We start from the raw sequence: 25246 nt of genomic DNA, 5'->3' as shown, positions 1-25246 counted from the left end.
CAGCAAGGCCAACAAGCGCTCGCCGCGCTCGGTTCGCCAGGCCTTCGCCGTCAGTCGACCGTGATCTTGTTCGTCTTGATCAGCTGGGCCCAGCGCCGTGTCTGGTCGCCGATGAAGGTGACGAACTCCGCGGGCGTTCCGCCCACCGGATCGGCACCCGACTTGACGAGCCGCGCTCGCGTCTCGGGATCCCGCACAGCAGCCTGGATTTCGGATGCGAGGCGATCGACGATCGGCTGCGGCGTCCCCTTGGGCACGAAGAGGCCGTTCCATTCGAGCACTTCGAAATTGGGGAAGCCGCTTTCCTCGACCGTGGGCACCTCGGGCAACGCAGCCATGCGTCGGCGCGAAGTGACCGCCAGTGCCTTGAGCTGTCCGGACTGCACATAGCCCAGCGCCGAACCGGCATTGGCAAAATAGGTATCCACCTGCCCGCCGATGACATCGGCCAGCGCCGGCGCCCCGCCCTTGTAGGGCACGTGCAGCATGCCGATGCGCGCTTCACGATTGAGCAACTCGCCCGCCAGGTGCGCGGGGCTCCCGGCGCCGTAGGAGGCGAAAGAAACCTTGTCGGGTTGCGCACGGGCACGTGCCACGAAGGCCTTGAAGTCGGCGGTCGGCCCTTTGGACGGCACCACGAGGATGTTCGGCACGGTGAGCACCAGCGACACCGGCATGAGGTCGGTGGCGGAGTCGAACGGCATCTTGCGCAGCAGCGGGTTCACCGCGAACGTCGACGCGTCGTACAGCATCGTGTAGCCGTCCGGGTCGGCCTTGGCGACTGCCTGGGCGCCGATGACGCCACTGGCACCGGGCCGGTTCTCGATCACCACCGGGACTCGCAGCGTGGTGCCAAGGCGTTGCGCAAGGATGCGCGCCGCGTTGTCGGCGCCACCGCCTGCGGAGTAAGGAACGATCATGCGGACCGGCTTGGCGGGCCACTGCTGGGCCGCGGCCGGGATGGGCAGCAGCGCGGCACCGGCCACGGCGATGCCGAACCACCCGATGGCACGGCGAGACAGGATGCGATGAAAGATCATGGGATACCTCTGAAATGATGTCGACGGCGCGGTTCGCGGCTAGGCCGGAACCTCAGCCCTGGCAGCAGGAGCGCGGTTGATGGCCGTTCCGGCGGCAGTGAGTTCCCCCACGATGTCCGACAGATGGTGGTACGCCGTGTTGGCGGCCGGAATGCCGCAGTAGATCGCTTGCTGAAGCAGTATCTCCTTGATGTCGCACAGCGACATCTGGTTCTCTAATGCAGCGCGCAAGTGCAGGCGCAGTTCATCCCAGCGTCCCAGCGCGATCATGGTTCCCATGACAAGAATGCGCCGCTCGCGCAATCCCAGGTCGGGCCGGGTCCAGACCTCAGCCCAGCCATAGCGCACGATGAGGTCTTGAAAGTCGCGGTTGAGGTCGGTCGTGTTGGCGCAGGCGCGATCGACATGGGCATCGCCCAGAACGCGGCGGCGTTGTTTCATACCTTCTTCGTGAAGCTTTTCGGGTGCCATGGGGTGTTCCTGATAGTTTTGAAGAAATCTTGCGAAGAATGCGCCGGTTGCACAGCGCGAGTCCCGTCACGACACGCCGGCGTCCGGGATGTCCGCTTCGAGGATCGAGCCCGTGGCCGCCTCGGTCATCACCAGCGTCGACGTTCCCGGCCTGAAGGCCAGGTTGGTGACCGTCTGCCCTGTCGGACTGCGCACCAGGTGGGTCACCTCGCCTGCGGCATTCAGGACGAAGGCGACGCCGAGGCTGGCGTGCGCCACCACCAGGCCGCCTTGCGCGGTTGCCGCCAGGCCGTCGGGCCCACTGGTGCCGAAGAAGGTCTGAAAGGCCCCCGCCTTGGCGATGCTGCCATCGGCCATGAGCGGTGCGCGCCAGATCTGGTTGGCACGTGTGACCGCGACGAACAGGACGGTGCCCGTGCGGTCGAGTGCGATGCCGTTCGGGCTGGGCGCGTTCGCAAGCAATAGATCAAGCCGGCCCTCGTGTCCCAGGCGGTAGACGCGGCCGGTGGGGTCGTGCAGGCCCGTCTGGCCCTGGTCGGTGAAGTAGAGGTTGCCCTTCGCATCGAAGACCAGGTCGTTGACGCCCTTGAACGACTCGCTGTTGCGATGGCCGAGCACCGGCTCGACGCTGCCCCTGGCGGGGTCGAGCTTCAGGATGCCGCGCCTGTAGTCGGCGATCCACAGGCTGCCGTCGGCATGCATGGCCATGCCATTGGGCCATCCGTCGTACGCGGCGACCACCTGCCATTCGAGCTGCGCCGTGATGCGCAAGATGCGGCCGGCGGGAATGTCCGTCACGTACAGATTGCCCGCGGAGTCGAACACCGGCCCTTCAAGAAAGCTGTCGACGCGCTGACCCGGCTTGTTCGCGTCGCTCCAGGCGCTGCGTCCCACATGGCGAAGGCTTGCCGGAAGCACGGTCAGCACCCGAGCCTCGATGACGTCCGGTGGCGCGAAGCGCAGGTTCCACATGAGGATGTCCTGGTGCCGTATCAATCGGGCTGCACGCCGGCAGCCTTGACGACCCGACCCCATTCCTGGGTCTGGCTGCGAACGAAAGCCTGGAACTCGGAAGGCGACATGCCGCCCACAGTGGCGCCCTGCTCTTCAAAACGGGCCATCAATTCGGGGGAACGCAGTGCCCGCTTCACCTCTGCCTGCATCTTGTCGATGATGGCCGGCGGCGTGCCCTTAGGGGCGGCAACACCGAACCAGTTAGTCGCGGTGAATTGCTTCATACCGGCCTCGGCGCTGGTCGGCGTGTCCGCCAACACGGGAAGTCGCTGCGCGGCGGTCACGAGCAGCGCCCGCACCTTGCCGCCCTTGACCTGGGCGATCGCAGTGGGCGATGCGGTCACCAGCACATCGACCTGGCCGGACACCACCCCTAGCAAGGCTTCGCCCGCACCCTTGTAAGGAACATGCGTCAAGGCGAGCTTGCCGTGCTGCTTGAGAAGCTCGCCGCCCAGATGCGTGGAACTGCCCACGCCGCCCGAGCCGAATGTCAGCTTGTCGGGCGTGCGGCGTGCGGCATCGACGAGGTCCTTGATCGTGCGGTAGGGCGACCCCGCCCCCACAAGAACAACCAACGGTGTATCGACGATGTTCGTGACCGGCACCAGGCCGTTCGCGTGGTCCCACGGGAGCTTCTTGAAAAGATGGGGAAGCATGGCGTAGGTGGTGTCGTTGACAAGGAAGGTGCTTCCGTCCGGCGCCGCCTTGGCCGCCATGTCGGAGCCGATCGTTCCGCTGGCACCGGCCTTGTTCTCGACATAGAAGGTCTTGCCGGTCTGCACCGACAGCGCCTGTGCGATCTGGCGCGCCGCATAGTCCGTGGTCCCGCCCGGCGAATAGGGAACGATCAGCCGGACCGTGCGCTGGGGCCAGCTGTCTGTCTGGGCATGGGCAGCTGTCGCGCAGAGCGTCAGGGTGGCGAAGAGTGCGGTGCAGAAGCGTCTCATGTGCTTGTCTCGTGCTTGTCTCGTTGTCTGGAGTCCCAACCATAAGCACCCGCCCGCGTGCAGGCAAATGACAAAATTCTGTGGCTATGATTGATGCCATCGATGGGAAACGCCGAAGGGTCGTGACAGATGGAACTTCGACATTTGCGGTATTTCCTGGCCTTGGCGGAGCGCCTTAACTTCACGCAGGCCGCGGCGCAGGTCCACGTCACCCAGTCGACGTTGTCGCACCAGATCAACAGGCTCGAAGAAGAACTCGGACAGCGGCTGTTCGACCGCGGGGCGCGCCATGTCGCCCTCACGGCCGCGGGCGAACTCTTTCTTCCTCAGGCCGCCAAGGCGCTGGCAGAAATCGACATCGGAATCGCGATGATCGGCGCGTCCGACAAGGCCTTCACCGGCACGCTGTCGCTGGGCACCACGATGACGCTGAACATGGGCCTAGTACCCAGGTGCCTGGCGCTTTTCTCCCAAGCGCATCCGTCGATGCGGTTGACGGTCGAGGAGAACACGGCCGACGGGTTGATTGCCGACATGCGCGCCGGGCGGCTGGACCTGATCCTCGCCTACAAGCCGTTTGATCTTGAAGGGCTGTTGTTCGAGCCGCTCTACTCGGAAGAACTGGTCGTCGCAGTCAATGCGCAGCATCCGTTTGCGGCACGCAAGCGGTTGCGCATGGTCGAACTGCATGGACGCGACCTGGCCCTGCCGGCCCGGAAATACACGACGCGCCTGCAGATCGATGAAGCACTTCGTGCGGCCGGCGCCAAGCCGCAGATCGTGGTCGAGACGTCGTCCATCGCAGGCATGCTGTCGCTGGTGCAGCAAGCGCCGATGGCGACCATCGTGTCGCGCAGCGCCTTGGCAGACCACCTGGGCCTGCTGGCTATTCCGTTGGAAGGGCCGACGCTCCAGCGGACGCCAGGCCTGATCTGGCTCGAAGGCCAGCCGCGCACCCCCACGATCGCCTCATTTGCGGCCATCGTCCGCCGCGTGGCGAAGTCGCTGGCAAAGGACTGATCCCGTCGTCCGGGGCTCTGGAAGCCGCTCGCACCGGCCGCTTGTATCGACGCAGGCACGCCACGGTCAGGCATGCATTCCACCCTTTGGAACGGCTTGGCCGAATAGGCTAACGACATAGCTGCTATAGGTGCATCATCCTTATCGCCCTCTGCCTGCACCACGAGACTTCGGGCATGACCCAAGCAACCACAGAGACAAACGCAGCCTCGCGCCACCTGGTGCGCTACCGCCCGCCGGCCTCGAACGCAGACGTGCAGATCGAGTACGCCGACCAGGGCGCGGGCCCGGTGATCTGCATCCTCCCGTCGCTGGCACGCTCGGGCAGCGACTACGACGAGGTCGCCAGACTCCTGCAACTCGACGGCTTCCGCGTGATCCGTCCCGAGCCGCGCGGCATGAAGCGCAGCGAGGGCCCGATGCAGGGGCTGACCATGCACGACTTCGCGGCTGACGTGGCCGCCGTGCTCGACCACGAGAAGACCGGGCCTGTCGTCGTCGTAGGCCACGCCTGGGGCAGCCAGCCCGCGCGCATGCTCGCGGCGGACCGTCCCGACCTCGTGTGCGGTGTCGTGATGGCAGCGGCCTCCGCCGGCAAGCTGCCGCCCGGATCGGCCGAGCAGCCGTACAGCCGGCTGCGTGATGCGATCGATGGCGCGGGCGACATGACGCTGCCGGAGCACCAGCGCCTCGATTGCCTGCAGCGCGCCTTCTTTGCGCCGGGCCACGACGCACGCGTGTGGCTCGACGGCTGGAGTGTGGCCACGCACAAGGCGCAAAGCCATGCGCGCATCCACACGCCGGTGGACGACTACTTTTCGGCCGGCACGCAGGTGCCCATCCTGGACCTTCAGGCCGAACACGATGCCGTGGTGATTCCAAACGTCATGCAGCTCTACCTGGGCGCGCGCGTGACCGAGCAGGTGATCCGCGACGCGGGCCACGCGATGGCACCCGAGCAGCCGCGTGCCATGGCTTTGGCCGTCGGCGCATTCGCCCACCGCATGTATCTCACCCAGACCGCCGCCTAGAAGCACGGGGCTCCTCGGTCAGGAGCACCCGATTGCCACGGCATGCCGCACCGCCCTCACGAGAACGGCGGGCGGCGCACCCGACTTTCCAACGGAGACAACCATGTTCAAGCACATCCACCGCACCGCCCTGACGGTCGCCATCGCGAGCGCCGCACTGCTGTTCGCGGGCCCCGCCGCCCACGCGCAGGACTACCCCCACAAGCCGATCCGCATGGTCATCCCGTACACGCCGGGCGGCTCGATCGACCACGTGGGTCGCCTCGTGGCCGACCAGTTGCAGCGCCAGCTCGGCCAACCCATCGTGATCGAGAACACGCCGGGCGCTTCAGGCCTGCTCGGTGCGATGAATGTGAAGAAGGCCAAGGCCGACGGCTACACGCTGCTGTTCAACGCGTCCAGCCAGGCCTACCTGCCGCTGGTGGTGGCCAAGAAGACCTACGACGCGGAACGCGACTTCACGCCCATCGGTCAGATCGGCTTCGTGCCGCTGATCGTCGCGGTCAACAACGCCGTGCCGGCCAAGACCATGGCGGAGTTCGTGCGCCTGGCCAAAGCCAACCCCGGCAAGTACACCTGGGCCACGTCCGGCCTGGGCACGACCAGCCACCTGAGCGAAGAGATGGTCAACCGCGCACTGGGCTTGCCGATGGAGATCGTGCCGTACAAGGGCGCCGTGCCGCAGCTGACCGACGTGGTCGGCGGCCATGTCTCGGCCGCCATCTCGCCCATGCCCGGTGTGACGTCGTTCGTGCAGGCGGGCCGGCTGCGCCCCCTGGCCGTGACGAGCAAGACCCGTCTCGCATCGCTGCCTGATGTGCCCACGCTGGCCGAGAGCGGTGTACCCGGCTTCGAGCTGCTCTCGTGGTACGGCATCTGGGGCCCGGCCGACCTGCCCGCCGCGATCACCGACAAGCTCAACGCCGAGATCGGCAAGGCCGTGCAGGCGCCATCGCTCAAAGCCAAATTCGCCGAGATGTCGTTCGTGCCCACGCAGTCCACGCCCGCCCAGTTCAAGCAGCTGATTGCCGAAGACCTGGTCAAGATCGGCAAGGCCGTGAAGGACGCAGGCATTCGCATCGACTTCTGAACCGGGGGCACGCGCATGACCGACGACGGACTGCCCTGCGACGCACTGCTGCTGCGGCTGCATCCGGCGCAGCCCGTTCTGCTGGAGACCGCTCGGCGCCTGTCGCAGCTGCCCGCCTGGACCGCGCTCGCTTGCCGCATCGGTCGCGGCGCCTGGTCGGACGAATCGCAATGCGCCTGGCTGTACCTGCCGCTCGCGCGACGCATGACGGTGTCGGCCGAGACACTGAACGCGCTGCAGTCCTGCGCTGGCCCGCACGCCCGCGTGTCGCGGCTGGAACTCTTGCAGCAGCTCGAAGGCACCAGCCACGGGCAGGCAGCGCCGTTCCACTACGCCGTCGAGATGACGCCCGAACCTGGCTTCGAAGATGAGTTGCAGCAGTGGTACGACACCGAGCATCTGCCGGGCCTGGCGCGCGTGTCGGGGTGCGTGCAGGCGCAGCGTTGGTGGAACCACGACGCGGGGCCAAGGTCGCTGGCCTGCTACGACCTCGTCACTGCACAGACGCTCGGCTCGCCGGCCTGGCTGGCCGTGCGGAACACGCCATGGAGCGCGCGCATGCGGCCGCACTTCACGCAGACGCGCCGGACGATGTTCGAAGCCACGCACAACGCGGGCCCTCCCTGACGCACGCGGCTGACGTCAAGCCGGTCGTTGCTTCCGGAAATCGAGTTCACGCAGCAGCTTGACCGTCTCGGTCACCAATCGGCTCGCCGGCCGAGCGCGCGGCAACGCCAGCACCAGCGAATTGCGCATGGCGGGCGGGCCGATGGGCACCGCCTGGATCAATTCAGGATGCAGGCTCATTGGCAACGCGCTGTCCGGCAGGATCGAACAGGCCAACCCCTCCTCGACCACCGTCATGGCCGTGTGCACCGCACCCACCTCGGCCACCACGTTGAGCGAGATGCGGCGCGGCAGCAGCACAGCGTCGACCAGCGCGCGGATGGGGTTGTGCGTGCCGGGCAGCACCAGCGGAAACGCGGCGAGCCCCGCCAGGCTGACCTGCGCGGGCAGGCGGTACGTCTTCGGTGCCACCAGCACCATGCGCTCGCGCATGAGTGGCTCATAGGACAGCAGGGGCGTGGGCGCCGGATCGAACAGCAGCGCCACGTCGATCCGGCCGTCGATCATGCTGTCGCGCAACGACAGGCTCAGCCCTTCGACGACCGACAGCAGCGCGTTGGGCAGACGCTGGCGGAACGCCCGGATCAACGGCACACACAGCCCCATCGCCACACGATGCGGCAGGCCGACCACCACGCGGCCGACGGGCTCCGCGTGCAACTCCTTCAGATCGGCCACGGCCTGGCTCGCGGTGTTCAGCAGGGTCCGTGCATGGGCCAGCAACGTCTGGCCCGCCGGGGTCGGCGTCACGCCGCGTCCCGTGCGCTCCAGCAATCGCTGGCCGAGCTCTTCCTCGAGCACCGCGATCTGGCGGCTGACGCTGGGCTGGGCCAGGTTCAGCGCCGCCGCGGCCCGGCTGAAACTGCCGTGCTCGATGACTGCCACGAAGTACTCGAGTTGTCTCAGGTCCATAGCTTTCGAACATAGTCGATATAGGCGCTATCCAGTTTAACCAGGAGCACACGCTGCAGACACTTGCTGCATCCGATGGGCGACGAGGTCGTTCGTCGCTGCGTACAACAAGGAGCAAGCATGAACAGATTCGAATCCAAGGTCGCCATCGTCACGGGCGCCGGCTGCGTCGGCGCCGGCTGGGGCAACGGCCGCGCCATGGCCGTTCGCCTGGCGGAGGAAGGCGCCAAGGTGCTGGCGGTCGACCGCGACCAAGCCCGGCTTGACGAGACCCTGGCGCTGGCCGGCGATGCCGCAGCCTCCATCACGACCTGCCTCTGCGACGTGACAAGCGCCTCCAGCGTGCAAGCCATGGTGCAGGCCTGCTTGCAGGCATACGGCGCGCCCGACATCCTGATCAACAACGTCGGCGGCTCGGCCGCGGGCGGGCCGGTGCAACTCAGCGAAGAGGCGTGGGACAGCCAGATCGACATCAACCTGAAGAGCGTATTCCTGACTTGCAAGTACGTGCTGCCGCTGATGGTGGAACGCAAGCGCGGCGCGATCGTCAACGTGGCGTCCACCTCGGGCCTGCGCTGGACGGGCAGCGCGCAGGTCGCCTATGCGGCCAGCAAGGCCGGTGTGATCCACCTGTCGCGCGTGGTGGCCGTTCAGCATGCGCCCGACGGCGTGCGCGTGAACACCGTGGTGCCGGGCCAACTGCACACGCCGATGGTCGAAGTGCGGCTGGCAAAGCAACGCACCGGCGGTGACGTCGAATCGCTGCTCGCCTCGCGCGTCAAGCGCATTCCACTGGGCTTCATGGGCGACGGGCGCGACACGGCCAGCGCCGCGCTGTACCTGGCCAGCGACGAAGCCCGCTTCGTGACCGGCACCGAGCTGATCGTCGACGGCGGCATGACGGCGCGCTGCGACTGAGCCCCGCATCGAGGAGATCGAATCCGTGAAGAAACGACACATCCTGTGGGCTGCGGCCGCGCTCGCCTTTGTCCCTGCGACCTTTGCGCAAACCACCGCCAAGCCACTGCGCATCATCAGCTCGTTCAGTCCCGGCGGGCCGGTGGACTTCGTCGCGCGCGCCCTGGCCGAACAGCTGGGCCATGAACTCAAGCGGACCGTGATCGTGGAAAACAAACCCGGCGCCAACGGCGCGCTGGGCGCCATGGAAACGCTGCGCGCCGGCGCCGATGGCAGCACGTTGTGGATCACCAGCGTGGGCGCGGCGGCCATCAATCCATCGCTGCACGAGAAGCTGCCCTACAACACGCAGCGCGACTTCGCGCCTGTGTCGCTGGTCGCGAACAACGTCGAAGTGCTGGTCATCCAGGCCAAGGACCCGGCGACCGATGCGGCCGCCTTCGTGAAGTCCGCGAAGGCCGACAAGGTGTCGACGCCGATGGCGTCTTCCGGCTCGGGCAGCATCCCGCACCTAGCGTTGATCCAGCTCGAAGAATCGACGGGTGCGCGCTTTCTGCATGTGCCCTACAAGGGCATGGCACCGGCCTTCACCGACCTGATGGGAGGCCAGGTCAAGGGCGTGTTCGCCGACGTTGCGGCCGTGCTGCCGCAAATGAACGGCGGACGCCTCAAGGCCGTCGGCATCGCGTCCAGCAAGCGGCACCCTGCCCTGCCGGACGTCAAGACCTTCGAAGAGCAAGGCATCAAGGCCGTCGACACGAACAACTGGTACGCGCTGTTCGCGTCGGCCAAGGCACCGCCCCCGGTGCGCGAGCAGTTGAACACCGCCGTGCGCGCCGCGCTGGCGAACCCCGAACTCAGTGCCAAGCTTCTGCGCGGCGGCGCGGAACCGAAGTCGTCGTCGCCGCAGGAACTGGCCGCACTGCTGAAAGCCGACACGGCCAAGTGGGCGGCACTCATCAAGTCACGCAACGTGAAGGCCGACGAATGAACACGAACCACATCCGCGTACCGCTGGTGGAACCCGGCACCCGGCCCGAACTGAACACGGTCGAATCGCGCATCATGGCCGAGCGCGGACGCATCTCGCTGCTGTACCAGGTGCTGTTGAACAGCGAACCCATCGCCGCCGGCTGGGAGGCCATGTTGACGGCCGTGCGCAACCGCACCGGCGTGCCGGCCGACCTGCGCGAGATGGTCATCCTGCGCGTGGCCGTGCTGAACGACGCGGCCTTCGAGTTCGACGCCCATGTGCCTCATGCACTGAAGGCCGGCTTCGCCCAGCACAAGATCGATGCGCTGCGCCAGGCCGTGGTGCCTGCCGCGCTGTTCTCGGAAGAAGAGCGGCTGCTGCTGGAGTTGACCGACCGCATGACCCGCGACGTCAAGGTGCCGGCGGAATTGATGGCGCGCATCAACACGCGCCACGATCCGCAAGGCGTCGTCGAGCTGGTGGCCACCGTGGCGGCCTACAACATGGTGTCGCGCTTTCTGGTGGCGCTGAACATCTCGCACTGAGCGCGTGCGCGTCCGAACCCGCACGCGCACCCCACGAACCCCAAGTCGACCGACCGACTGCCGCCAGCCTCCTCCGTCCCTTCTTTGATCGCGCCATATGTCTACCGCCATTGCCGACGCCACCGATCCCGTCAGAACCTATCTGGAACACCCCTCGGCACCGCGCCTTCAACTGCCCGCGCTTTCTTGCGACAGCCACGTGCATGTGTTCGGTCCGGTGGCCCGCTTTCCTTACGCGGCGGATCGACGCGCCACACCGTTGGAAGCGCCCAAGGAAAAACTCTTTGCGCTGCACCGTCGCATGGGCATTGAGCGTTGCGTGATCGTGCAGTCCATCGTGCATGGCACGGACAACCGCGTGGTCGAGGACGCGATCGCAGCCGGTGAAGGACGCTACCTGGGGATCGCGCTGGTCGAACCCGATGTGCCCGACGCGGAGCTGCAACGCCTGGCCCAGGTAGGTTTTCGCGGTGTGCGCTTCAACTTCATGCGGCACATCACCCACGGCGCGAACATCGACGCCGTGATGGCGCTCACGCCCCGGTTGGCCGCGGTGGGCATGCACCTGCAAGTGCACTTCGAAAGCGAGTTGGTGCACGAACTGAGCGCTGCCCTCCAGCGCAGCCAGGTGCCTGTGGTGATCGACCACATGGGCCGCGTGGACGCAACGCGCGGGCCGGACCATGCCGACTTCCAGGCGCTGCTGCGCCTGCTGGACAACCCGCGCTTCTACGTGAAGGTGAGCGGCATCGACCGCATCGACGCCAAGGCGCCGCCGGAGGCACGTTACCGACATGGCGTGGTGCTCGCACGCGCTCTGGTCGAGCGCTTTGCGGAACGCTGCGTCTGGGGGTCGGACTGGCCCCACCCCAACCACACCCACATGCCTGACGACGGCATTCTGGTCGACGCGCTCGCGGAGATTGCGCCGGGTTCCGATCTCCTGGAGCAGTTGCTTGTCCAAAATCCAGCAGCGCTCTACAAATTTCCAACGCCCTGAGCACGCCTGACCACCATTGCCACGCATTGCAGCTGATGCCTGACAGTACCAAGCATCCTCGGCCGGCCGTTGGACTCGAATGATGACTTTCAAAGCCGACAACTGCTGTGCAAAGCAGCGGCGTGGCGCAAGAGTTGGCTGGAGCCCCCGGGGGCTCCAGCCAGACCTCAAGACCAGTCGAGTGCAAAGATTGCTGGCGTATCGTGGCTTAGGTTCATCGCCATTCATGCCTCGTCTCAACAAGTTGTCTACACACTCGCAGTGGCATGCAAGTCTGCAATGACGACGAGTGTCCGATATGCAGCGGTTGCCGACGTTTGCACGATGCGCGCGATCGGCGTCTATCGGCCGGGAGCGGCCCCCGGTGAACGGCAGCTCTCGGACGCCTTCCCCTAGACCGCAGACCTGCGCTTGATTTCTACAAAATTTGCCAGGTTTTGAGGGCGAGAACGCTACAGAAAGCTGTCAGCGCAGCAACGATAGCTCCTAGCGCCCAGATCGCCCGTAGAAGCTGCGACTTCTCGTTAGCTTGGCTTGCCGTCATCTTCACCATCTGTGCAGCCAGCGTCGGAACGTCGTGCTCGACGCCCCTGTAGCTCTTCAACAGGAACTCTAGTTGGGTCGTGGTCTCACCCTCGAATGCGATGAGCTTGCGAACAGACTCCGCGGCCCTCACGATCGCCTCTGAATGTTCTGCGGCAAGCGCTCGATGCTCCTCTGAGCTTGCCTGCGCCCGGGACGTAGCCTCCAGAAGTGAGTGCGTCCGATCTTGGAGTGCAACAGTGCTCGCGGCGACATGCTCAAATTCGCTCTCCAGCCTTCGGAGCGTCTGCGCGATGCGGCTGTCACTTTCCGAGGCCCGCAGCCTGTCTTCTTCTACGCGGGAGGCAAGTTGCTCAATCGACCCGTGTTGCTGCACGGCAAGCGCACCCAGGCGCTCTGAGCGCTCCAGCAGTGTTGAGCTGTCGACTTGAAGACCGTCGATGAGTTCCGAGTGAGCAAGTGCGCCCTCAGTCAGGCGGTCAACGTCCGCTCGAAGAGCATCCGCCGCTTCCGCAGTCGCGTCGATTTTTTCTTGTGTCGAACGCGATGAATCGAGAATTGCGCTGAACATCTCCTTGGCCGCGCTCGCAACTCGCTTTCCACTTTCCGAGAGCACGTGAATCTTGCCATCGCTGTCTCTCACGCCTTCGTTGATCTGACGTTCGAACTCGGCAAAAACGCTGGCGAGGTACACGTATCCCAACGTGTTGAGCGCAAGGACCTCTTGGTTTAGGCGAACTAGCAAGTCGTTGATACGGCTCTGCGACTTGGCGGTGGAGACTAGGTCATCGCGGCTGCTGGTGACCAAGTTCTTGAAGAAGCCGCGGCTTTCAATTTCAGCGACCTTGAAATTGGCTTCCTTGGCGGCTTTCTCTATCTCTTTGACGAGGCCCAAGAGACGTGAAGCTTGGCCTGCGGGCGCTATCGTTTTCGGCGGCTTTAATTGGATCAGGGCTGTCATTTCTTGATCGACTTCAGCAGTTGCTCGAGACCATCGACTTCGTTGCCGTAGGCCGCGATGGACGTATCGAGGGCTGCCCCGCGGACTTGCCGCTCCGCCGTGTGAGTTTGGACGCTGAGACGAAGCTCGGCGTTCGCTCTTGTCATCAGCTCTTCGGATGCGTCCAGCATGAAGCACGTGCGCCGCATGCTCAAGAGCGTGACTTGATTGCTGCGTTGCACGTCGGCAAATTTCTTGTTCCGAAATGCCAGACTCGATTTCAGATGGTCGAAGGCAAGGAGCAGAATGATGCCGCCCACGCTTACCAGCGCGCCGGAGATCACCGTGGCCAGTTCGTTAGCAAAGGGAGCGAGTAGGGGGAGCGTCTGAAGCATCTTGGCAATGGCTTCTTGAGCACCGATGCCAATCACGGTGGCTGCGGCGCCACCGATGATGGCTAGTACGTCACGCGCGATTTCAGACTTCGTCATACCGGGCTCAGGCGCTACGACGACCTTGAGTGCACGAACAAGCGCAACGACCGTTTCACGAATGATCGTGACTACATTGCTGACGGTCGTGATAAACGAGTTGATGAGAAAGGTTGCCAAGCTGGAGAGCAGTCCGGAGACGGCCGAGGCCAAGCCCTCTTTGAGGAATTCCGCCCACTTGGTCTTCATCTCTTCGATCACGGCCTTTGCGCGGGCTGTGAGGACGGACTTGATCTTTTGAATGTCGCGAAGCCCGTCTCGCGCAAGCTGACGAATGTCTGAGACTACGCCCTTGAGCAAGCTGCGAAGCGCCAATCCGACAATCTGGCGAAGTGCGACCTTGCCGGCCTCGATCCCGCCCTGCAATGCAAGGTCCTGAGCGTTCTTCTTGAGAACGGCGCGGTCTTGAATTCGATCGACGGCCTCGCGAGCCTTGGCGTCCACCTCGTCCATCTTTTCGCGGTCCACCTCAAAGGCTTCGGCGTTCTTAACCGAACGATCCTTGGAGCTCGGCTTGTCTGCCCAGTCCTCCAGCTTGTGGTCACTTTTTGACTGGTTCATCCGCCCGTCCGCCCACACGAGATTGTTTTCATGGGTGGCCGTGTTGACCCGCTCATCGCGCGTCTGAGCGAAATTTCCTTTCGAGGAGCGCTCGATTTCGGATGCTGAGACGACGTGGTCGCGGTGCGCCTGGCCGTTGCGAGGAAGTTCTTTGCCGGTGTACGCATCAACTGGCGGCGCTTCTTCCTGAAAGAACTCTTTCCGTTTCTCGGCCTTCTTGCGCGCTGCGTCGTAGTCCTTGCGGTCAAACTTTTCGGTCTGTGCGTTCTGGTAGGCCTGGCGACGCGCAGCGTCGTCTGCGTTGGCGGTGACTCCCTTCTCGAAATTGCTGAGCGTGGTCACGTTGCCGCCATCGACATCTGCGAGCAGGTCCGCCGAAAGCCCGAACGGGCCGATCAGTGTGTTCAGCAGCGACGCCTGGAGGTCATCTAGGACTTTGGCGTTGTCATGTGACGGCGAGCTTGATTCGATGATGCGAATGAGCCGCTCGGTCTCGTCATTAATCCACACGGTATCACCCTGGGTACGGATGCTTTCTGCCATGACCTCCTCCATTGTTAGATGCTTTCTGTTACATTTTATGTCGCATGTGGCATTCTTGCAATAGTCGGCAGCGGAGATCGACTTGACGTTGCGGAAGTCCCTCCACTCAGGAACTGGCTGGCCGACGTCTCGGCGCGTCGAGGACACTCAGTCAGTAGTGCTGGGCAGGCTCTGTCTGGTGCTGCGCTGATGCGATCTTGGAGGAGGCCTATGCAGCCAGCCCAGAATGTCAGGTTTCGGGCAGTCGGATCGGCACGATGAACGACTGCTGTGCGCACCGAGCAGTCGGTCGCACGGCAACCTTGAACTGCCGCTGACAGTCTGAAGCAGGCATCGACAACGATGGCGTACGACATCGTTTGCACGCACTGAGCCAGCGAGAACTCAAACGCTGCCCCCCTATTGCCGCTGGCTGTTCGGGGTGCAGTGTCTCGTGTTTCACGCGACCGGCTCTCCCGGGGCCGATCTGGCATGGCGGCGTAAATTGCCCATCTTCAGCACTGGAGGAGACCAGTCAGTACTCAGCGGCCCGGCGCACGACCTCCAAGCTGAGCTCCACCATTCAAAGCAGTTGCCGTCCCACACAGCTGCCAAAAAGCGCCAGGGCAGCCATGCCCTCTACCGCCATGTCGGCCGCGCGAAAAAGCACCTTGCCTGGCGTTGAACCGCCGCGTCGGCGCGCCGCCCACCGAACGCCCGGACACGAACGGGTCGCCCCCCCCCAGCCCCCCAGCCCCCCAGCCCCCCAGCCCCCGCAACATGAGTGCTAACCCCGATTCCATTTTTCCGAATGCCGAAATAATAATCGTATATCGATTAATAAGAGCGCATTGCGATTACTGGCCTGCTAGTTGCTTAGGCAAGGCCGAGGCGTCTTTGGACGTCCTTCAATCCCTCAAACAGTGCAAAGGACGCGAAATGAAGCTCGTTGACGCGCTGATAGAACTGCTCGGCCGGGACGCCGTGCTCCAGGATGAAGCAGACACGGCTGGCTTTACGCAAGATTGGCGCGGACGCTATCGCGGGGCTGCCTCCTGTGTCGTGCTGCCGTCCTCGACCGCGCAGGTCGCCGACGTGGTGCGCTTGTGCGCGCAGCACCGCACCGCCGTGCTGCCGCAGGGCGGCAACACCAGCCTGTGCGGCGGCGCCGTGCCGGACGAGGCGCAGGCCCTTCCGGTGATCGTGTCGCTCAACCGGATGCGCAAGGTGCGCTCGATCGACGCGGCCAACAACTCCATGGTCGTGGAAGCCGGCTGCGTGCTCGCCGCGGTCCAGCAAGCGGCCGTGGAGGTCCAGCGCCTCTACCCGGTCAGCCTGGGCGCCGAGGGCTCCTGCCAGATCGGCGGCACCATCGCCACCAACGCCGGGGGCACGGGTGTGCTGCGCTGGGGCGGCACGCGCGACAACGTGCTCGGGCTGGAAGTCGTGCTTCCCGACGGCACCGTCTGGGACGGGCTGTACGCGCTGCGCAAGAACAACACGGGGATCGACCTCAAGCATCTGTTCATCGGCGCGGAGGGCACGATGGGCATCATCACCGCCGCCGCACTGAAGCTGCACCCGCTGCCGACCAGCCATGCGATGGCATGGTTCGCGCCGACCGATCCGCAGGCCGCGGTCGACGTGCTGGGCCTGTTCCAGGCGCGCTGCGGCTCGCAGTTGTCGGCGTTCGAGATGATCGATGCGCACCAGCTGGACCTGGTGCTCACCCATGTGCCGGGGCGTCGCAATCCGCTCACGTCACCGCACCCCTGGCATGTGCTGGTCGAGCTGGCCGACACCGGCGATTCGGCGGCGCTCGACCAGATGCTGCAGGGCGTCCTCGAGCAGGCCAGCGAGAAGGGCCTGCTGGGCGATGCCGTGCTGGCCACGACCGAAGCACAGCGCGCGGCCCTGTGGGAAGTGCGGCACAGCGTGTCGGAAGCCAACAAGAAAGCCGGCATGGGCCTGACCACCGACTGCGCCGTGCCGGTGTCGGCGGTGCCGGCCTTCATTGCGCAAGCCACGGAGGCGGTGCGCGGCATCGTGCCGGACATGCCGGTCGCGGTGGTCGCTCACCTGGGTGACGGCAACGCGCATTTCATTCCGTTCTATTCGTTCGCGCAGTGGAACGCACTGCCCGACCAGGAGGCCGCGGCGCAGGCGATGCGCCACGCCGTCAACGACATCGCCCATGCCCTGGGCGGCACCTTCAGCGCCGAGCACGGTGTCGGCCGCACCCAGTTGGCGGAGATGCGCAGCTACAAGCCGGCCGTCGAGTTGCGGCTGATGCATGCGATCAAACGCGCCATCGACCCCGCGCACCTGTTCAACCCCGGCCGGCTGCTGCCGCCCGAGTGAATCTCTGTCCACGCCTGTTTCCGTCTCCCCTGCTCTTCTTCCTCTTGTCCATCACTCTCATCCTGGAGTTGTCATGAAAACCAATCACCCCTCCTCGCGCCGCGTGGTCCTGAAATCTGCTGCCGCCGGCCTCGTGGCCCTGGCAGCCCCCGCCATCTGGACGCCCGCGCGTGCGGCCAGCAAGCGCATCGTCGTTCGCGATGACGGCGGCATTTACACCAAGGCCTATGGGGCGGTGTTCTATCGCCCCTTCACCGAGAAGACCGGCATCGAGGTGGTGGCCGTGCAGGCCAACGCCGAACCCACCGCCCAGATCCGCAGCATGGTGGAGACCAAGAACTACACCTGGGACATGGCAAAGATCAGCCAGCCCGCCATCCGCACGCTGACCAGCGGCAGCAAGATCTATCTGGAGAAGCACGGCCTGGAAGCCGACCCGATGGTCGCCACCATTCCGGCGCAGTACATGTCGCCCTACGGCGTGGGCAACAACGTCTACTCCACCGTGCTGGCCTACCGCACCGACAAGTTCAAGGGCCGCAAGGCGCCCTCCTCGTGGGCCGACTTCTGGAACGTGAAGGACTTCCCGGGCCGCCGCGGCCTGCGCAAGCACCCGTTCGACACCGTCGAAGAAGCGCTGATGGCCGATGGCGTGCCCAACGGCCAGGTGTACCCGTGCAACCTGGACCGTGCCCTTGCCAGCCTGGACAAGGTCAAGTCGGCCGTCGACGTGTGGTGGACCTCCGGCGCGCAGGTCGAGCAGATGCTGGGCAACGGCGAGGTCGACATGGTGGCCACCTGGGTCTCGCGCGCGCAGTCGGCTATTGCCAGCGGCGCACCGGTCTCGATCGTCTGGAACCAGAACCTGTGGGGCTGCGACAGCTGGTCGATCCTGGCGGGCTCGCCCAACGCCGACGCCTGCCGCGAGTTCATCAAGTTCGCTTCCGACCCCAAGCGCATGGCTGCGCTCACCGAGTACTTTCCGGCCGGCATGACGCAGCCCGCCGCCTTCGGTTTCGTCAAGCCGGAACTGGCCAAGGGCTGCCCCACGCATCCGGACAACATCAAGAACGGCCTGCAGATCGATGCCCGCTACTGGCAGGAAAACCAGGCGCAGGTGCTGGAGAAGTTCAACGCCTGGATCCTCAAATAAGCGCCGCCGCGCCTGCCTCTCTTTACCCGCCTGCTCCTGCACATGTCCAAGACCAGTCTGAAAATTTCCGGGCTTTCCAAGCGCTACGGCGATTTCGTTGCGCTCGCGCCGACGAACATCGATGTCGCCCAAGGCGAGTTCCTGACCCTGCTGGGCCCGTCGGGCTCCGGCAAGACCACCCTTCTGAGCCTCATCGCCGGCCTGGCCCAGCCCGACGAGGGCCGGATGTTCATCGACGGCGTCGATGCCACGCGCAGCGCGCCGTACGAGCGCGACATCGGCATGGTGTTCCAGAACTACGCGCTGTTCCCGCACATGACGGTGGAGGACAACATCGCCTTCCCGTTGCGCATGCGCAAGCAGGAGCAGGCCTCGATCGGCCGGCGCGTGGCCGAGGCGCTGGAGATGATCCGCCTGCCGCATGTCGCCAAGCGCTATCCGCGCGAGCTTTCCGGCGGCCAGCAGCAGCGCATCGCGCTGGCACGCTGCATGGTCTACCGGCCCTCGATCATCCTGATGGACGAGCCGCTGGGTGCGCTCGACAAGAAGCTGCGCGACCAGATGCAGCTGGAGATCAAGCGCATCCACCGCGAGCTGGGCACGACCATCGTCTACGTCACGCACGACCAGGAAGAAGCGATGACGATGTCGGACCGCATCTGCCTGATGAACGGCGGACGCATCGAGCAGCTGGGCACGCCCGCCGACCTGTACTTTCGCCCGCGCACGCTGTTCGTGGCGGACTTCCTCGGCGAATCGAACCTGCTGCCCGGCACCATCGCGCAGGTCGGCGCCGACCACGTGCAGGTGGCCCTGAACGGCAGCGAAATGACGGCGCACGGTGTCTCCAACGGCGCCGCGCTGGCGCAGGGCAACGCGGTGCGCGTGATGGTGCGTCCGCAAAACCTGAACGTCTCCTCGGCCGCGCCTGCGCCCGGCCAGTTGTCGGGCCAGCTGCTGGACATCATGATCACCGGCAGCCTGACCAAGCTCTATCTGCAGGCCCCGCAGCAGGCGGAGCCGATCGTGGCGGCCTTCCCGACCTGCCAGTCCGCCGAGCGCTACGAGGCCGGCCAGACGCTGTCGCTGGACTGGCATGTGAACGACGCCGTCGTGATCGCGGAGTGACGCCATGAACAACCGTGTGAAGGCACCCGTGTTCCGCCTGAGTGCATCGTGGCGGCAGGCGCTCATGGCCGCGCCGTTGGTGCTGCTGTTGCTGGCCCTGCTGGTCTATCCAGTCGGGCAATTGCTGCTGCTGAGCATCCAGAACGACGAAGGCTTCAGCCTTGCGTCGTACCGGCAGCTGTTCGCCTCGTCGGTCTACATCAACGTGCTGTTGATCACACTCAAGATCTCGCTGTGGACGACGCTGCTGTCCGTGGTGGTCGCCTATCCGGTGGCCTACCTCATCTCGGCATCGTCACCGAAGCGCAAGGGAACGCTGCTGTTCTGGGTGCTGCTGTCGTTCTGGACCAGCTTCCTGGTGCGCGCCTTCGCGTGGGTGGTGCTTCTGGGCCGCAACGGCGTGATCAACCAGTTGCTGGTTTCCATCGGCGTGATCGATGCGCCGGCCAGCCTGCTCTACAGCGTGGGCAGCGTGCTGGTCGGCATGGTCCATGCCCTGATGCCGCTGGCGGTGCTCACCATGCTGTCGGTCATGGAGAACATCGACCGCAACCTGCCGCGCGCCGCGGCAACGCTGGGCGCGCCCCCGGGCACGGCGTTCTGGACCGTGTACTTTCCGCAGTCGCTGCCCGGCGTGGCGGCCGCGGCGATCATGGTGTTCGTGACCGCGATCGGGTTCTTCATCGTGCCCGCGCTGCTCGGGGGACGCCAGGAGACCATGATCACGCAGATCATCATCGACCAGGTGCAGCAGACGATGAACTGGGGCTTTGCCGGTGCCATCTCGGTGCTCCTGCTGGTGGTGGTGCTGGCAGTGTTCGCGCTCTACGACAAGCTGCTCGGCCTGTCCAGCATGACGGGCAGCGCCCCCAGCCGCACGCGCCCCGCGGCCGACTCGGCCAGCACCCGCTGGATCAAGCGCCAGGGCAGCGAGCTGCTCATCGCGCTGGGCCGCGCCTGCGACCTTCTCATCAGCTGGCTGCCGCGCCGCCAAGCCCACGCAGAAGGGCCTTCGCGCGGCTGGAACCTGCTGGTCTGGGCCCTTCTGGTGTTCCTCAGCGTGCCGGCCTTCCTGATGATTCCGCTGTCCTTCAGCGGGGGCTCCGGCCTGGCATGGCCACCCAAGGGCTTCTCGCTGCAGTGGTATCAGCAGATGTTCGATTCGCCGCTGTGGATGCAGTCCGTGGTGCGCTCGCTCACCGTGGCGCTGGGCGCGGGTTTCCTTTCGATGCTGATCGGCACGCCGGCCGCCCTGCTGCTGGTGCGCGGGCAGATGCGCGGCAAGTCGGCCATGCTGGCGTTCGTGCTGTCGCCGATCATCGTGCCGCGCATGATCATCGCCGTCGGCATGTTCTATTTCTTTGCGCGCGTCGGCCTGGTCGGCACCTGGATCGGTCTCGTGCTGGGTCACACGGTGGTGGCGGTCCCCTATGTCGTGATGACCATGATGGCCGTGCTGCGCAACTACGACACGCGGCTCGACCTGGCAGCGCAAAGCCTGGGCGCCGGCCCGCTGGCCACGCTGCGGCACGTGACCTTTCCGATCCTGGCGGCCGGATTGCTGTCGTCGTTCCTGTTCGCGTTCGCCACGTCCTTCGACGAACTGACGATCTCGCTGTTCGCCTCTGGAGGCCTGAACTCGACATTGCCCAAGCAATTCTGGGACGAAGTCACGCTGCAGTTGTCACCCGTCATCGCGGCGGTCTCGACCTGCCTGTTTGTCTTCATCGCAGCGCTGATCTGGGTCGCTGACCGGCTGCGCCGCGCCAGCCTGGCGCGCTGAACCGGCCCCTCCTTCATCCATTCCACTTCAAAGACATTTCTCATGAGCTTCATCGACGCATCCAAGCTGCGGGGCATCATTCCCGCCATCCCCACCCCCGTCAACGCGGACGACACGATCAACGAGTACGCCACCGAGGCGCTGCTGGCCTATCTGCTCGAGGAGGGCATCGACGGCGTGCTGCCGCTGGGCGGCACTGGGGAGTACGGCGCATTGGCGCGTGCCGAGCGCGTCAAGATGGCACGCTTGACGGTCGAGGCCGTGGCCGGCAAGGTGCCGGTGATCCCCGGCGTGCTCGACCCCGGGTTTCACGACGCGATGGACGCCGGCAAGGCCTTTGCCGATGTCGGTGCGGATGCGCTGCTGGTGCTGACGCCCTACTACACCAACCCCACGCAGGCCGGCATCCGCGATTACTTTCTGCGCTATGCCGACAGCTCGCCCGTGCCGATCATGATCTACGAGATCCCCTATCGCACCCGCATTGCGATTGCGCCGGAAATCCTGCACGAGCTGTCGCGCCACGAACGCATCATCGGCATGAAGGCGTGCAACACCGACATGTACCACTTCCTGCGCACCATCGCGGGCGTCGACGACTCCTTTGCGGTGCTCAGCGGCGAAGACACGCTGTTCCCCCTGCACGTGGCCGCAGGCGCCCGCGGCGGCATCGTGGTGACTGCCAGCCTGCTGCCGCGTGCGTGGCGCGCCATCTACGACGCCGCGCGCGAGGGCCGGACCGATGAGGCACTGTCGCTGCATCGCGACCTGATGCCGCTGATGAACCTGGCCTTCGCCGAGACCAACCCGGGGCCGATGAAGTCCGTCATGGACCTGATCGGCGTGAACGCCCCCGAGATGCTTGCCCCCCTGGTGCCGCCCGCACCCGAGCTGCAACAAGCCATGCGCGCAGAGTTGTCGCGGCAACTGGCGATGGCGCGCTGATCCGCTGCGGCCATGGCGGCACTCGCTGCGGTACAGGACTACCGCGTGCTGGCGCGCAAGCGCCTCACGCGCATCGCCAGTGACTATCTGGAAGGTGGCGCGGAAGATCTGCGCACCCTGACACGTAACCGCGTCGCGTACGACGCGCTGCTGTTCAAGCCGCGTGTGCTCACCGAGGTCAGCACCGTGGACGCGGGCGTCGACGTGCTCGAACAGCATCTGGCGATGCCCGCGGTGGTGGGCCCGACGGGCCTGAACGGCTTGTACTACCCGCGCGCCGAGGAGGCACTGGCCGTCGCGGCACATCGCGCCGGCTTGCCGTTCGTGCTCTCCACGGCCTCCACCTCGCTGCTAGAAGACGTGCGCCGCGCCAGCGACGGCGAGCTCTGGCTGCAGCTGTATGTGCAGCGTGACCGCAGCATCGCCCAACGCATGATGCAGCGCGCACGTGACGCCGGCTACACCACGCTGATGCTCACCGTCGACACGCCCGTGCACGGTGTGCGCGATCACGACATCCGCAATGGCTTCAAGATGCCCCTGCGCATCACGCCGCGGCTGATGGCCGATGTCATGACCCATCCGCGCTGGTGCATGCGCATGCTGCGCCAGGGCGGCTCACCGCAACTGGTGAACCTGGCGCGAAGCACGGGCATGACGGTCAACCTGGCCGCGCAGGCCGCCGCCATGAGCCGCCAGATGGACATGTCGCTGAGCTGGCAGGACATCGACTGGTTGCGCGCGCACTGGCCGGGTCGCCTGCTGGTGAAGGGCATCCTCTCAGTGGACGACGCACTGCAGGCACGCGCCGTGGGCGTGGACGGCATCGTGCTCTCCAACCACGGCGGTCGCCAGCTGGAAAGCGCGCCCAGTCCTCTCGAGCTGCTGCCGGCCGTGACGGAAGCCGTGGGCTCTGCATTGACCGTCATGATGGACGGCGGCATCCGGCGCGGCAGCGACATCGTCAAGGCGCGCGCGCTGGGCGCGCAGGCCGTCCTGCTCGGACGCGCGCCGCTGTACGGCCTGGCCGCGCGAGGTCCGCGCGGCGTGACCGAAGTGCTGCAGATCCTGCGCAACGAATGCGAGACGACCCTTCGCCTGCTCGGGTATCCCCGTGCGGCGGAACTGACGCCTTCGGTGTTTCAGCCTGGATGGGAAGAACGCCTGCGAGCGCTCTGAGGCCTGCGTGCCGGAATCACCGGCATCGCCCGCAGCGCGTCGCTGACGGCTACTCGCCGTAGCCCGCGAACTTAGCCTTGGAGATGGAGGTGGCGGCCACTTGCACATGCTGTGCAAGCTGCGCTTCCACCTGCTCGGTGGTCCAGCGTGTCGTCGGCACGGCGATGTTGACCGCGGCCACGGCCACGCCGCGATGGTCGGTGATGGCAGCGGCGATGGAGATGTCTCCCATCACCGTCTCGTTGGTGATCACGGCATAGCCGCGCTCGGCCGCACGTTCGATGCGCGCAAGGAGCTCGTCCATGCGCGTCTCGGTATAGGGCGTGATCGCCGTCAGCCGCGAGCGCTGCAAGACCTCGACGCGCTGCGACGGCTCCATGCGCGCCAGGATGGCGGTGCCCGAGGCAGTGCAGAAGGCAGGCAGCCGGCTGCCCACCGCGATGTCGACATTGACCAGGTGCTTGCCGGGAAAGCGCGCCACGAACACGATCTCGGTGTCGTCGAGTTCCTGCAGGTTGGTGGTCTCGCCGAGCGTGCGGCTGATGTCCAGCAGATACGGCGAGGCCTTGTCGACCAGGGCGTTGGCACGCAGGTAGTTGTAGGACAGCTGCAGCACCTTGGACGTCAGTCCATATTGGCGCGTGTCGGGAATGCGGCGCAGGTAGCCGATCTTCTCCAGCGTGTAGACCAGGCGCTGCGTCGCGCTGCGGTCGAGGTTCGACGCGCGCGCAATGTCTGCGATGGTCAGATGGCCACGCGTTCCGTTGAATGCATCCAGGACATGAAAGGCCTTTTCCGTCGAGCCGATGAACAGCGACGAATGGCCATGACGCCGGGTTTGCTGGGTTTCCGAGGGAGTTTCGGGAGATGGATCCGACGGACTGGGCATCTGCGCGGAAGAGCTGAAGTGGAGGAAGCGCCCCGTGGGGCCCTGCGCCGTTGTTGCAACGGCGAGCCTGCCCAGTTTACCGCGTGCGCGACGCGCGAACGCACCTCATCGCTGCCTGCGCCGACCCATCTCACTGGAGCGTGATGCCGGTCTCGCCGAGCACTTTCGCCCACGTCGCCACCTCGCTGTCAATCTTCTTGCGTGCCTCGGCAGGGCTTTGCGTGACGACCTCGATGCCCAGGGCCTCGAACCGCTGATGCACCTGCGCATCTTTCAGTGCCGTGTTGAGGTCTGCGTTGAGCTGATCCACCACGGCCTTCGAGGTGCCACGCGGCGCGGAGATGCCGAAGATGGACACGACATCGTTGGTCAACTTGACGCCGCTCTCGCGCAGGGTCGGCACATCGGGCATTGCAGGGCTTCGCGCCGGGCCCGCAATGGCCAGCACCTTGATGCGGCCGCCCTTGAGGTTGTTGATGGCCGTCGACGTGTTGACGAACATGACTTGAATCTGGCCGCCGATCAAGTCGGTCAGGGCCGGCGTCGACCCCTTGTAAGGCACCGCGAGCAGATCGATGCCCGCGGCGCGCTTGAGCATCTCGCCCGCGACGTGCTCCAGCGAACCGTTGCCCGTGGTCGCATACGAATAGCCGCCGGGGTTCTTCTTGGCGGCTTGAATGAACTCCTGCAGCGTCTTCACGGGCAGCGAGGACGGCACCACGATCACGTTCGGCAGGTTGCCCACGATGGCCACGTGCTCGAAATCCTTCATCAGGTCGTAGCCGGCGCTGCTGCCCATGAGGTTGGCATTGATGGCGTAGGTGGTCAGCGCGGACATCAGCACCGTGCGGCCATCGGCCGGCGAGCGCGCCACGTACTGGGCACCGATGTTCCCGGAAAATCCGGGCCGGTTGTCGATGATGACGCCATGGCCACGCAGCGCGGAGAGCTTCTGGGCCAGCGCGCGTGCCATGGCATCGAGCGAGCCCCCCGCGGGATAGCCCACCACGATCGTCATGTCCTTGGACCCCTGGCTGTGGGCGAGCTGGCTCGAGGCCAGCAAGGGCAACGCCGCACAGGCGAGCAGGCGGCGGCGTGAAATGGTGGGCATGGCGGGTAACTCCGGAAAAATCGATGTGATGAATGAGTGAATGAACAAACGC

Annotated in this window: 23 protein-coding genes; 14 read left to right on the top strand and 9 right to left on the bottom strand. The window is 65.4% G+C overall.

The genetic code is table 11. From position 1 onward, the window contains the following. Positions 1 to 50: 50 nt before the first annotated feature. The 4 genes from RZE79_RS31445 to RZE79_RS31430 all read right to left on the bottom strand — a co-directional run bounded on the left by RZE79_RS31445 (position 51) and on the right by RZE79_RS31430 (position 3472). Positions 51 to 1040, bottom strand: coding sequence for a tripartite tricarboxylate transporter substrate binding protein (locus tag RZE79_RS31445; RefSeq protein ID WP_319362161.1), 990 nt, complete (start codon positions 1038 to 1040; stop codon positions 51 to 53). A 39-nt stretch (positions 1041 to 1079) separates the two neighbouring features. Further along, on the bottom strand, positions 1080 to 1511 hold the full coding sequence (locus RZE79_RS31440; RefSeq protein ID WP_319362160.1) for a carboxymuconolactone decarboxylase family protein: 432 nt from the start codon (positions 1509 to 1511) through the stop codon (positions 1080 to 1082). A gap of 66 nt (positions 1512 to 1577) precedes the next feature. Continuing rightward, positions 1578 to 2483: an SMP-30/gluconolactonase/LRE family protein gene (locus tag RZE79_RS31435; protein ID WP_319362159.1), complete on the bottom strand. Its 906-nt coding sequence runs from the start codon at positions 2481 to 2483 to the stop codon at positions 1578 to 1580. Positions 2484 to 2503: 20 nt separating this feature from the next. Beyond that, positions 2504 to 3472 (bottom strand): tripartite tricarboxylate transporter substrate binding protein, encoded by a 969-nt coding sequence (locus RZE79_RS31430; RefSeq protein ID WP_319362158.1) that lies wholly within the window; start codon positions 3470 to 3472, stop codon positions 2504 to 2506. Between the two features lie 129 nt (positions 3473 to 3601). Between RZE79_RS31430 and RZE79_RS31425 the strand changes: the two genes are divergently transcribed. From RZE79_RS31425 to RZE79_RS31410, 4 genes are all read left to right on the top strand, one after another. Next, positions 3602 to 4492, top strand: a complete 891-nt coding sequence (locus RZE79_RS31425) for a LysR substrate-binding domain-containing protein (RefSeq protein ID WP_319362157.1) — start codon at positions 3602 to 3604, stop codon at positions 4490 to 4492. A gap of 176 nt (positions 4493 to 4668) precedes the next feature. Beyond that, a complete protein-coding gene (locus RZE79_RS31420) occupies positions 4669 to 5523 on the top strand; it encodes an alpha/beta fold hydrolase (protein WP_319362156.1) in 855 nt (284 codons plus the stop codon). A 103-nt stretch (positions 5524 to 5626) separates the two neighbouring features. Continuing rightward, positions 5627 to 6613, top strand: coding sequence for a tripartite tricarboxylate transporter substrate binding protein (locus RZE79_RS31415; protein WP_319362155.1), 987 nt, complete (start codon positions 5627 to 5629; stop codon positions 6611 to 6613). 15 nt (positions 6614 to 6628) lie between these two features. Beyond that, a complete protein-coding gene (locus RZE79_RS31410; RefSeq protein ID WP_319362154.1) occupies positions 6629 to 7240 on the top strand; it encodes a hypothetical protein in 612 nt (203 codons plus the stop codon). 15 nt (positions 7241 to 7255) lie between these two features. Here the strand turns inward: RZE79_RS31410 and RZE79_RS31405 are convergent, their stop codons facing one another. Further along, complete coding sequence (locus RZE79_RS31405; RefSeq protein ID WP_319362153.1) at positions 7256 to 8152, bottom strand: LysR substrate-binding domain-containing protein; 897 nt, start codon at positions 8150 to 8152, stop codon at positions 7256 to 7258. Positions 8153 to 8272: 120 nt separating this feature from the next. On the opposite strand from RZE79_RS31405, the gene RZE79_RS31400 reads away from it, so the two are divergent. The 4 genes from RZE79_RS31400 (at position 8273) to RZE79_RS31385 (ending at position 11588) form a co-directional block, all read left to right on the top strand. Further along, positions 8273 to 9070 (top strand): SDR family NAD(P)-dependent oxidoreductase, encoded by a 798-nt coding sequence (locus RZE79_RS31400; protein ID WP_319362152.1) that lies wholly within the window; start codon positions 8273 to 8275, stop codon positions 9068 to 9070. A 25-nt stretch (positions 9071 to 9095) separates the two neighbouring features. After that, on the top strand, positions 9096 to 10061 hold the full coding sequence (locus RZE79_RS31395; protein WP_319362151.1) for a tripartite tricarboxylate transporter substrate binding protein: 966 nt from the start codon (positions 9096 to 9098) through the stop codon (positions 10059 to 10061). Continuing rightward, positions 10058 to 10588: a carboxymuconolactone decarboxylase family protein gene (locus tag RZE79_RS31390; RefSeq protein WP_319362150.1), complete on the top strand. Its 531-nt coding sequence runs from the start codon at positions 10058 to 10060 to the stop codon at positions 10586 to 10588. The genes RZE79_RS31395 and RZE79_RS31390 overlap by 4 nt, the downstream gene beginning before the upstream one ends. 97 nt (positions 10589 to 10685) lie before the next feature. Beyond that, positions 10686 to 11588 (top strand): amidohydrolase family protein, encoded by a 903-nt coding sequence (locus tag RZE79_RS31385; RefSeq protein WP_319362149.1) that lies wholly within the window; start codon positions 10686 to 10688, stop codon positions 11586 to 11588. A 418-nt stretch (positions 11589 to 12006) separates the two neighbouring features. Here RZE79_RS31385 and RZE79_RS31380 read toward each other — a convergent pair whose 3' ends face one another. Together RZE79_RS31380 and RZE79_RS31375 are read right to left on the bottom strand one after the other, a co-directional pair. Beyond that, entirely contained in the window at positions 12007 to 13092 is a 1086-nt protein-coding gene (locus tag RZE79_RS31380) for a hypothetical protein (protein WP_153282615.1), read from the bottom strand. Then, positions 13089 to 14666 carry a hypothetical protein gene (locus RZE79_RS31375; protein WP_153282614.1) on the bottom strand — a complete coding sequence of 526 codons (1578 nt, stop codon included), beginning with the start codon at positions 14664 to 14666 and terminating at the stop codon, positions 13089 to 13091. The genes RZE79_RS31380 and RZE79_RS31375 overlap by 4 nt, the downstream gene beginning before the upstream one ends. 918 nt (positions 14667 to 15584) lie before the next feature. Between RZE79_RS31375 and RZE79_RS31370 the strand changes: the two genes are divergently transcribed. From RZE79_RS31370 to RZE79_RS31345, 6 genes are all read left to right on the top strand, one after another. Then, a complete protein-coding gene (locus tag RZE79_RS31370; protein ID WP_319362148.1) occupies positions 15585 to 17006 on the top strand; it encodes an FAD-binding oxidoreductase in 1422 nt (473 codons plus the stop codon). 73 nt (positions 17007 to 17079) lie between these two features. Next, positions 17080 to 18159, top strand: coding sequence for an ABC transporter substrate-binding protein (locus RZE79_RS31365; RefSeq protein ID WP_319362147.1), 1080 nt, complete (start codon positions 17080 to 17082; stop codon positions 18157 to 18159). A gap of 42 nt (positions 18160 to 18201) precedes the next feature. Continuing rightward, complete coding sequence (locus tag RZE79_RS31360; protein ID WP_319362146.1) at positions 18202 to 19287, top strand: ABC transporter ATP-binding protein; 1086 nt, start codon at positions 18202 to 18204, stop codon at positions 19285 to 19287. Positions 19288 to 19291: 4 nt separating this feature from the next. Continuing rightward, positions 19292 to 21070 (top strand): ABC transporter permease subunit, encoded by a 1779-nt coding sequence (locus tag RZE79_RS31355; RefSeq protein ID WP_319362145.1) that lies wholly within the window; start codon positions 19292 to 19294, stop codon positions 21068 to 21070. A gap of 42 nt (positions 21071 to 21112) precedes the next feature. After that, entirely contained in the window at positions 21113 to 22015 is a 903-nt protein-coding gene (gene dapA / locus RZE79_RS31350) for a 4-hydroxy-tetrahydrodipicolinate synthase (RefSeq protein WP_319362144.1), read from the top strand. A 12-nt stretch (positions 22016 to 22027) separates the two neighbouring features. Next, positions 22028 to 23194, top strand: a complete 1167-nt coding sequence (locus tag RZE79_RS31345) for an alpha-hydroxy acid oxidase (protein WP_319362143.1) — start codon at positions 22028 to 22030, stop codon at positions 23192 to 23194. Between the two features lie 49 nt (positions 23195 to 23243). Here RZE79_RS31345 and RZE79_RS31340 read toward each other — a convergent pair whose 3' ends face one another. Both RZE79_RS31340 and RZE79_RS31335 read right to left on the bottom strand, forming a co-directional pair. Continuing rightward, complete coding sequence (locus tag RZE79_RS31340; protein ID WP_319362142.1) at positions 23244 to 24083, bottom strand: IclR family transcriptional regulator C-terminal domain-containing protein; 840 nt, start codon at positions 24081 to 24083, stop codon at positions 23244 to 23246. 130 nt (positions 24084 to 24213) lie between these two features. Beyond that, positions 24214 to 25194 carry a tripartite tricarboxylate transporter substrate binding protein gene (locus RZE79_RS31335; RefSeq protein WP_319362141.1) on the bottom strand — a complete coding sequence of 327 codons (981 nt, stop codon included), beginning with the start codon at positions 25192 to 25194 and terminating at the stop codon, positions 24214 to 24216. Positions 25195 to 25246 lie beyond the last annotated feature (52 nt).

It is taken from the genome of Variovorax sp. EBFNA2 (assembly GCF_033802765.1).
GTDB classification, from domain to species: Bacteria; Pseudomonadota; Gammaproteobacteria; order Burkholderiales; family Burkholderiaceae_C; genus Variovorax; species Variovorax paradoxus_H.
The sequence above is the reverse complement of the archived record's forward strand: the minus strand, read 5'-3'. Positions and strand labels throughout refer to the sequence as shown.

Bases quoted from the DNA above. Each gene is read 5' to 3' on its own strand.
- RZE79_RS31445 (WP_319362161.1), bottom strand. From the start codon at position 1,040: ATGATCTTTCATCGCATCCTGTCTCGCCGTGCCATCGGGTGGTTCGGC.
- RZE79_RS31440 (WP_319362160.1), bottom strand. From the start codon at position 1,511: ATGGCACCCGAAAAGCTTCACGAAGAAGGTATGAAACAACGCCGCCGC.
- RZE79_RS31435 (WP_319362159.1), bottom strand. From the start codon at position 2,483: ATGTGGAACCTGCGCTTCGCGCCACCGGACGTCATCGAGGCTCGGGTG.
- RZE79_RS31430 (WP_319362158.1), bottom strand. From the start codon at position 3,472: ATGAGACGCTTCTGCACCGCACTCTTCGCCACCCTGACGCTCTGCGCG.
- RZE79_RS31425 (WP_319362157.1), top strand. From the start codon at position 3,602: ATGGAACTTCGACATTTGCGGTATTTCCTGGCCTTGGCGGAGCGCCTT.
- RZE79_RS31420 (WP_319362156.1), top strand. From the start codon at position 4,669: ATGACCCAAGCAACCACAGAGACAAACGCAGCCTCGCGCCACCTGGTG.
- RZE79_RS31415 (WP_319362155.1), top strand. From the start codon at position 5,627: ATGTTCAAGCACATCCACCGCACCGCCCTGACGGTCGCCATCGCGAGC.
- RZE79_RS31410 (WP_319362154.1), top strand. From the start codon at position 6,629: ATGACCGACGACGGACTGCCCTGCGACGCACTGCTGCTGCGGCTGCAT.
- RZE79_RS31405 (WP_319362153.1), bottom strand. From the start codon at position 8,152: ATGGACCTGAGACAACTCGAGTACTTCGTGGCAGTCATCGAGCACGGC.
- RZE79_RS31400 (WP_319362152.1), top strand. From the start codon at position 8,273: ATGAACAGATTCGAATCCAAGGTCGCCATCGTCACGGGCGCCGGCTGC.
- RZE79_RS31390 (WP_319362150.1), top strand. From the start codon at position 10,058: ATGAACACGAACCACATCCGCGTACCGCTGGTGGAACCCGGCACCCGG.
- RZE79_RS31385 (WP_319362149.1), top strand. From the start codon at position 10,686: ATGTCTACCGCCATTGCCGACGCCACCGATCCCGTCAGAACCTATCTG.
- RZE79_RS31380 (WP_153282615.1), bottom strand. From the start codon at position 13,092: ATGACAGCCCTGATCCAATTAAAGCCGCCGAAAACGATAGCGCCCGCA.
- RZE79_RS31375 (WP_153282614.1), bottom strand. From the start codon at position 14,666: ATGGCAGAAAGCATCCGTACCCAGGGTGATACCGTGTGGATTAATGAC.
- RZE79_RS31370 (WP_319362148.1), top strand. From the start codon at position 15,585: ATGAAGCTCGTTGACGCGCTGATAGAACTGCTCGGCCGGGACGCCGTG.
- RZE79_RS31365 (WP_319362147.1), top strand. From the start codon at position 17,080: ATGAAAACCAATCACCCCTCCTCGCGCCGCGTGGTCCTGAAATCTGCT.
- RZE79_RS31360 (WP_319362146.1), top strand. From the start codon at position 18,202: ATGTCCAAGACCAGTCTGAAAATTTCCGGGCTTTCCAAGCGCTACGGC.
- RZE79_RS31355 (WP_319362145.1), top strand. From the start codon at position 19,292: ATGAACAACCGTGTGAAGGCACCCGTGTTCCGCCTGAGTGCATCGTGG.
- dapA (WP_319362144.1), top strand. From the start codon at position 21,113: ATGAGCTTCATCGACGCATCCAAGCTGCGGGGCATCATTCCCGCCATC.
- RZE79_RS31345 (WP_319362143.1), top strand. From the start codon at position 22,028: ATGGCGGCACTCGCTGCGGTACAGGACTACCGCGTGCTGGCGCGCAAG.
- RZE79_RS31340 (WP_319362142.1), bottom strand. From the start codon at position 24,083: ATGCCCAGTCCGTCGGATCCATCTCCCGAAACTCCCTCGGAAACCCAG.
- RZE79_RS31335 (WP_319362141.1), bottom strand. From the start codon at position 25,194: ATGCCCACCATTTCACGCCGCCGCCTGCTCGCCTGTGCGGCGTTGCCC.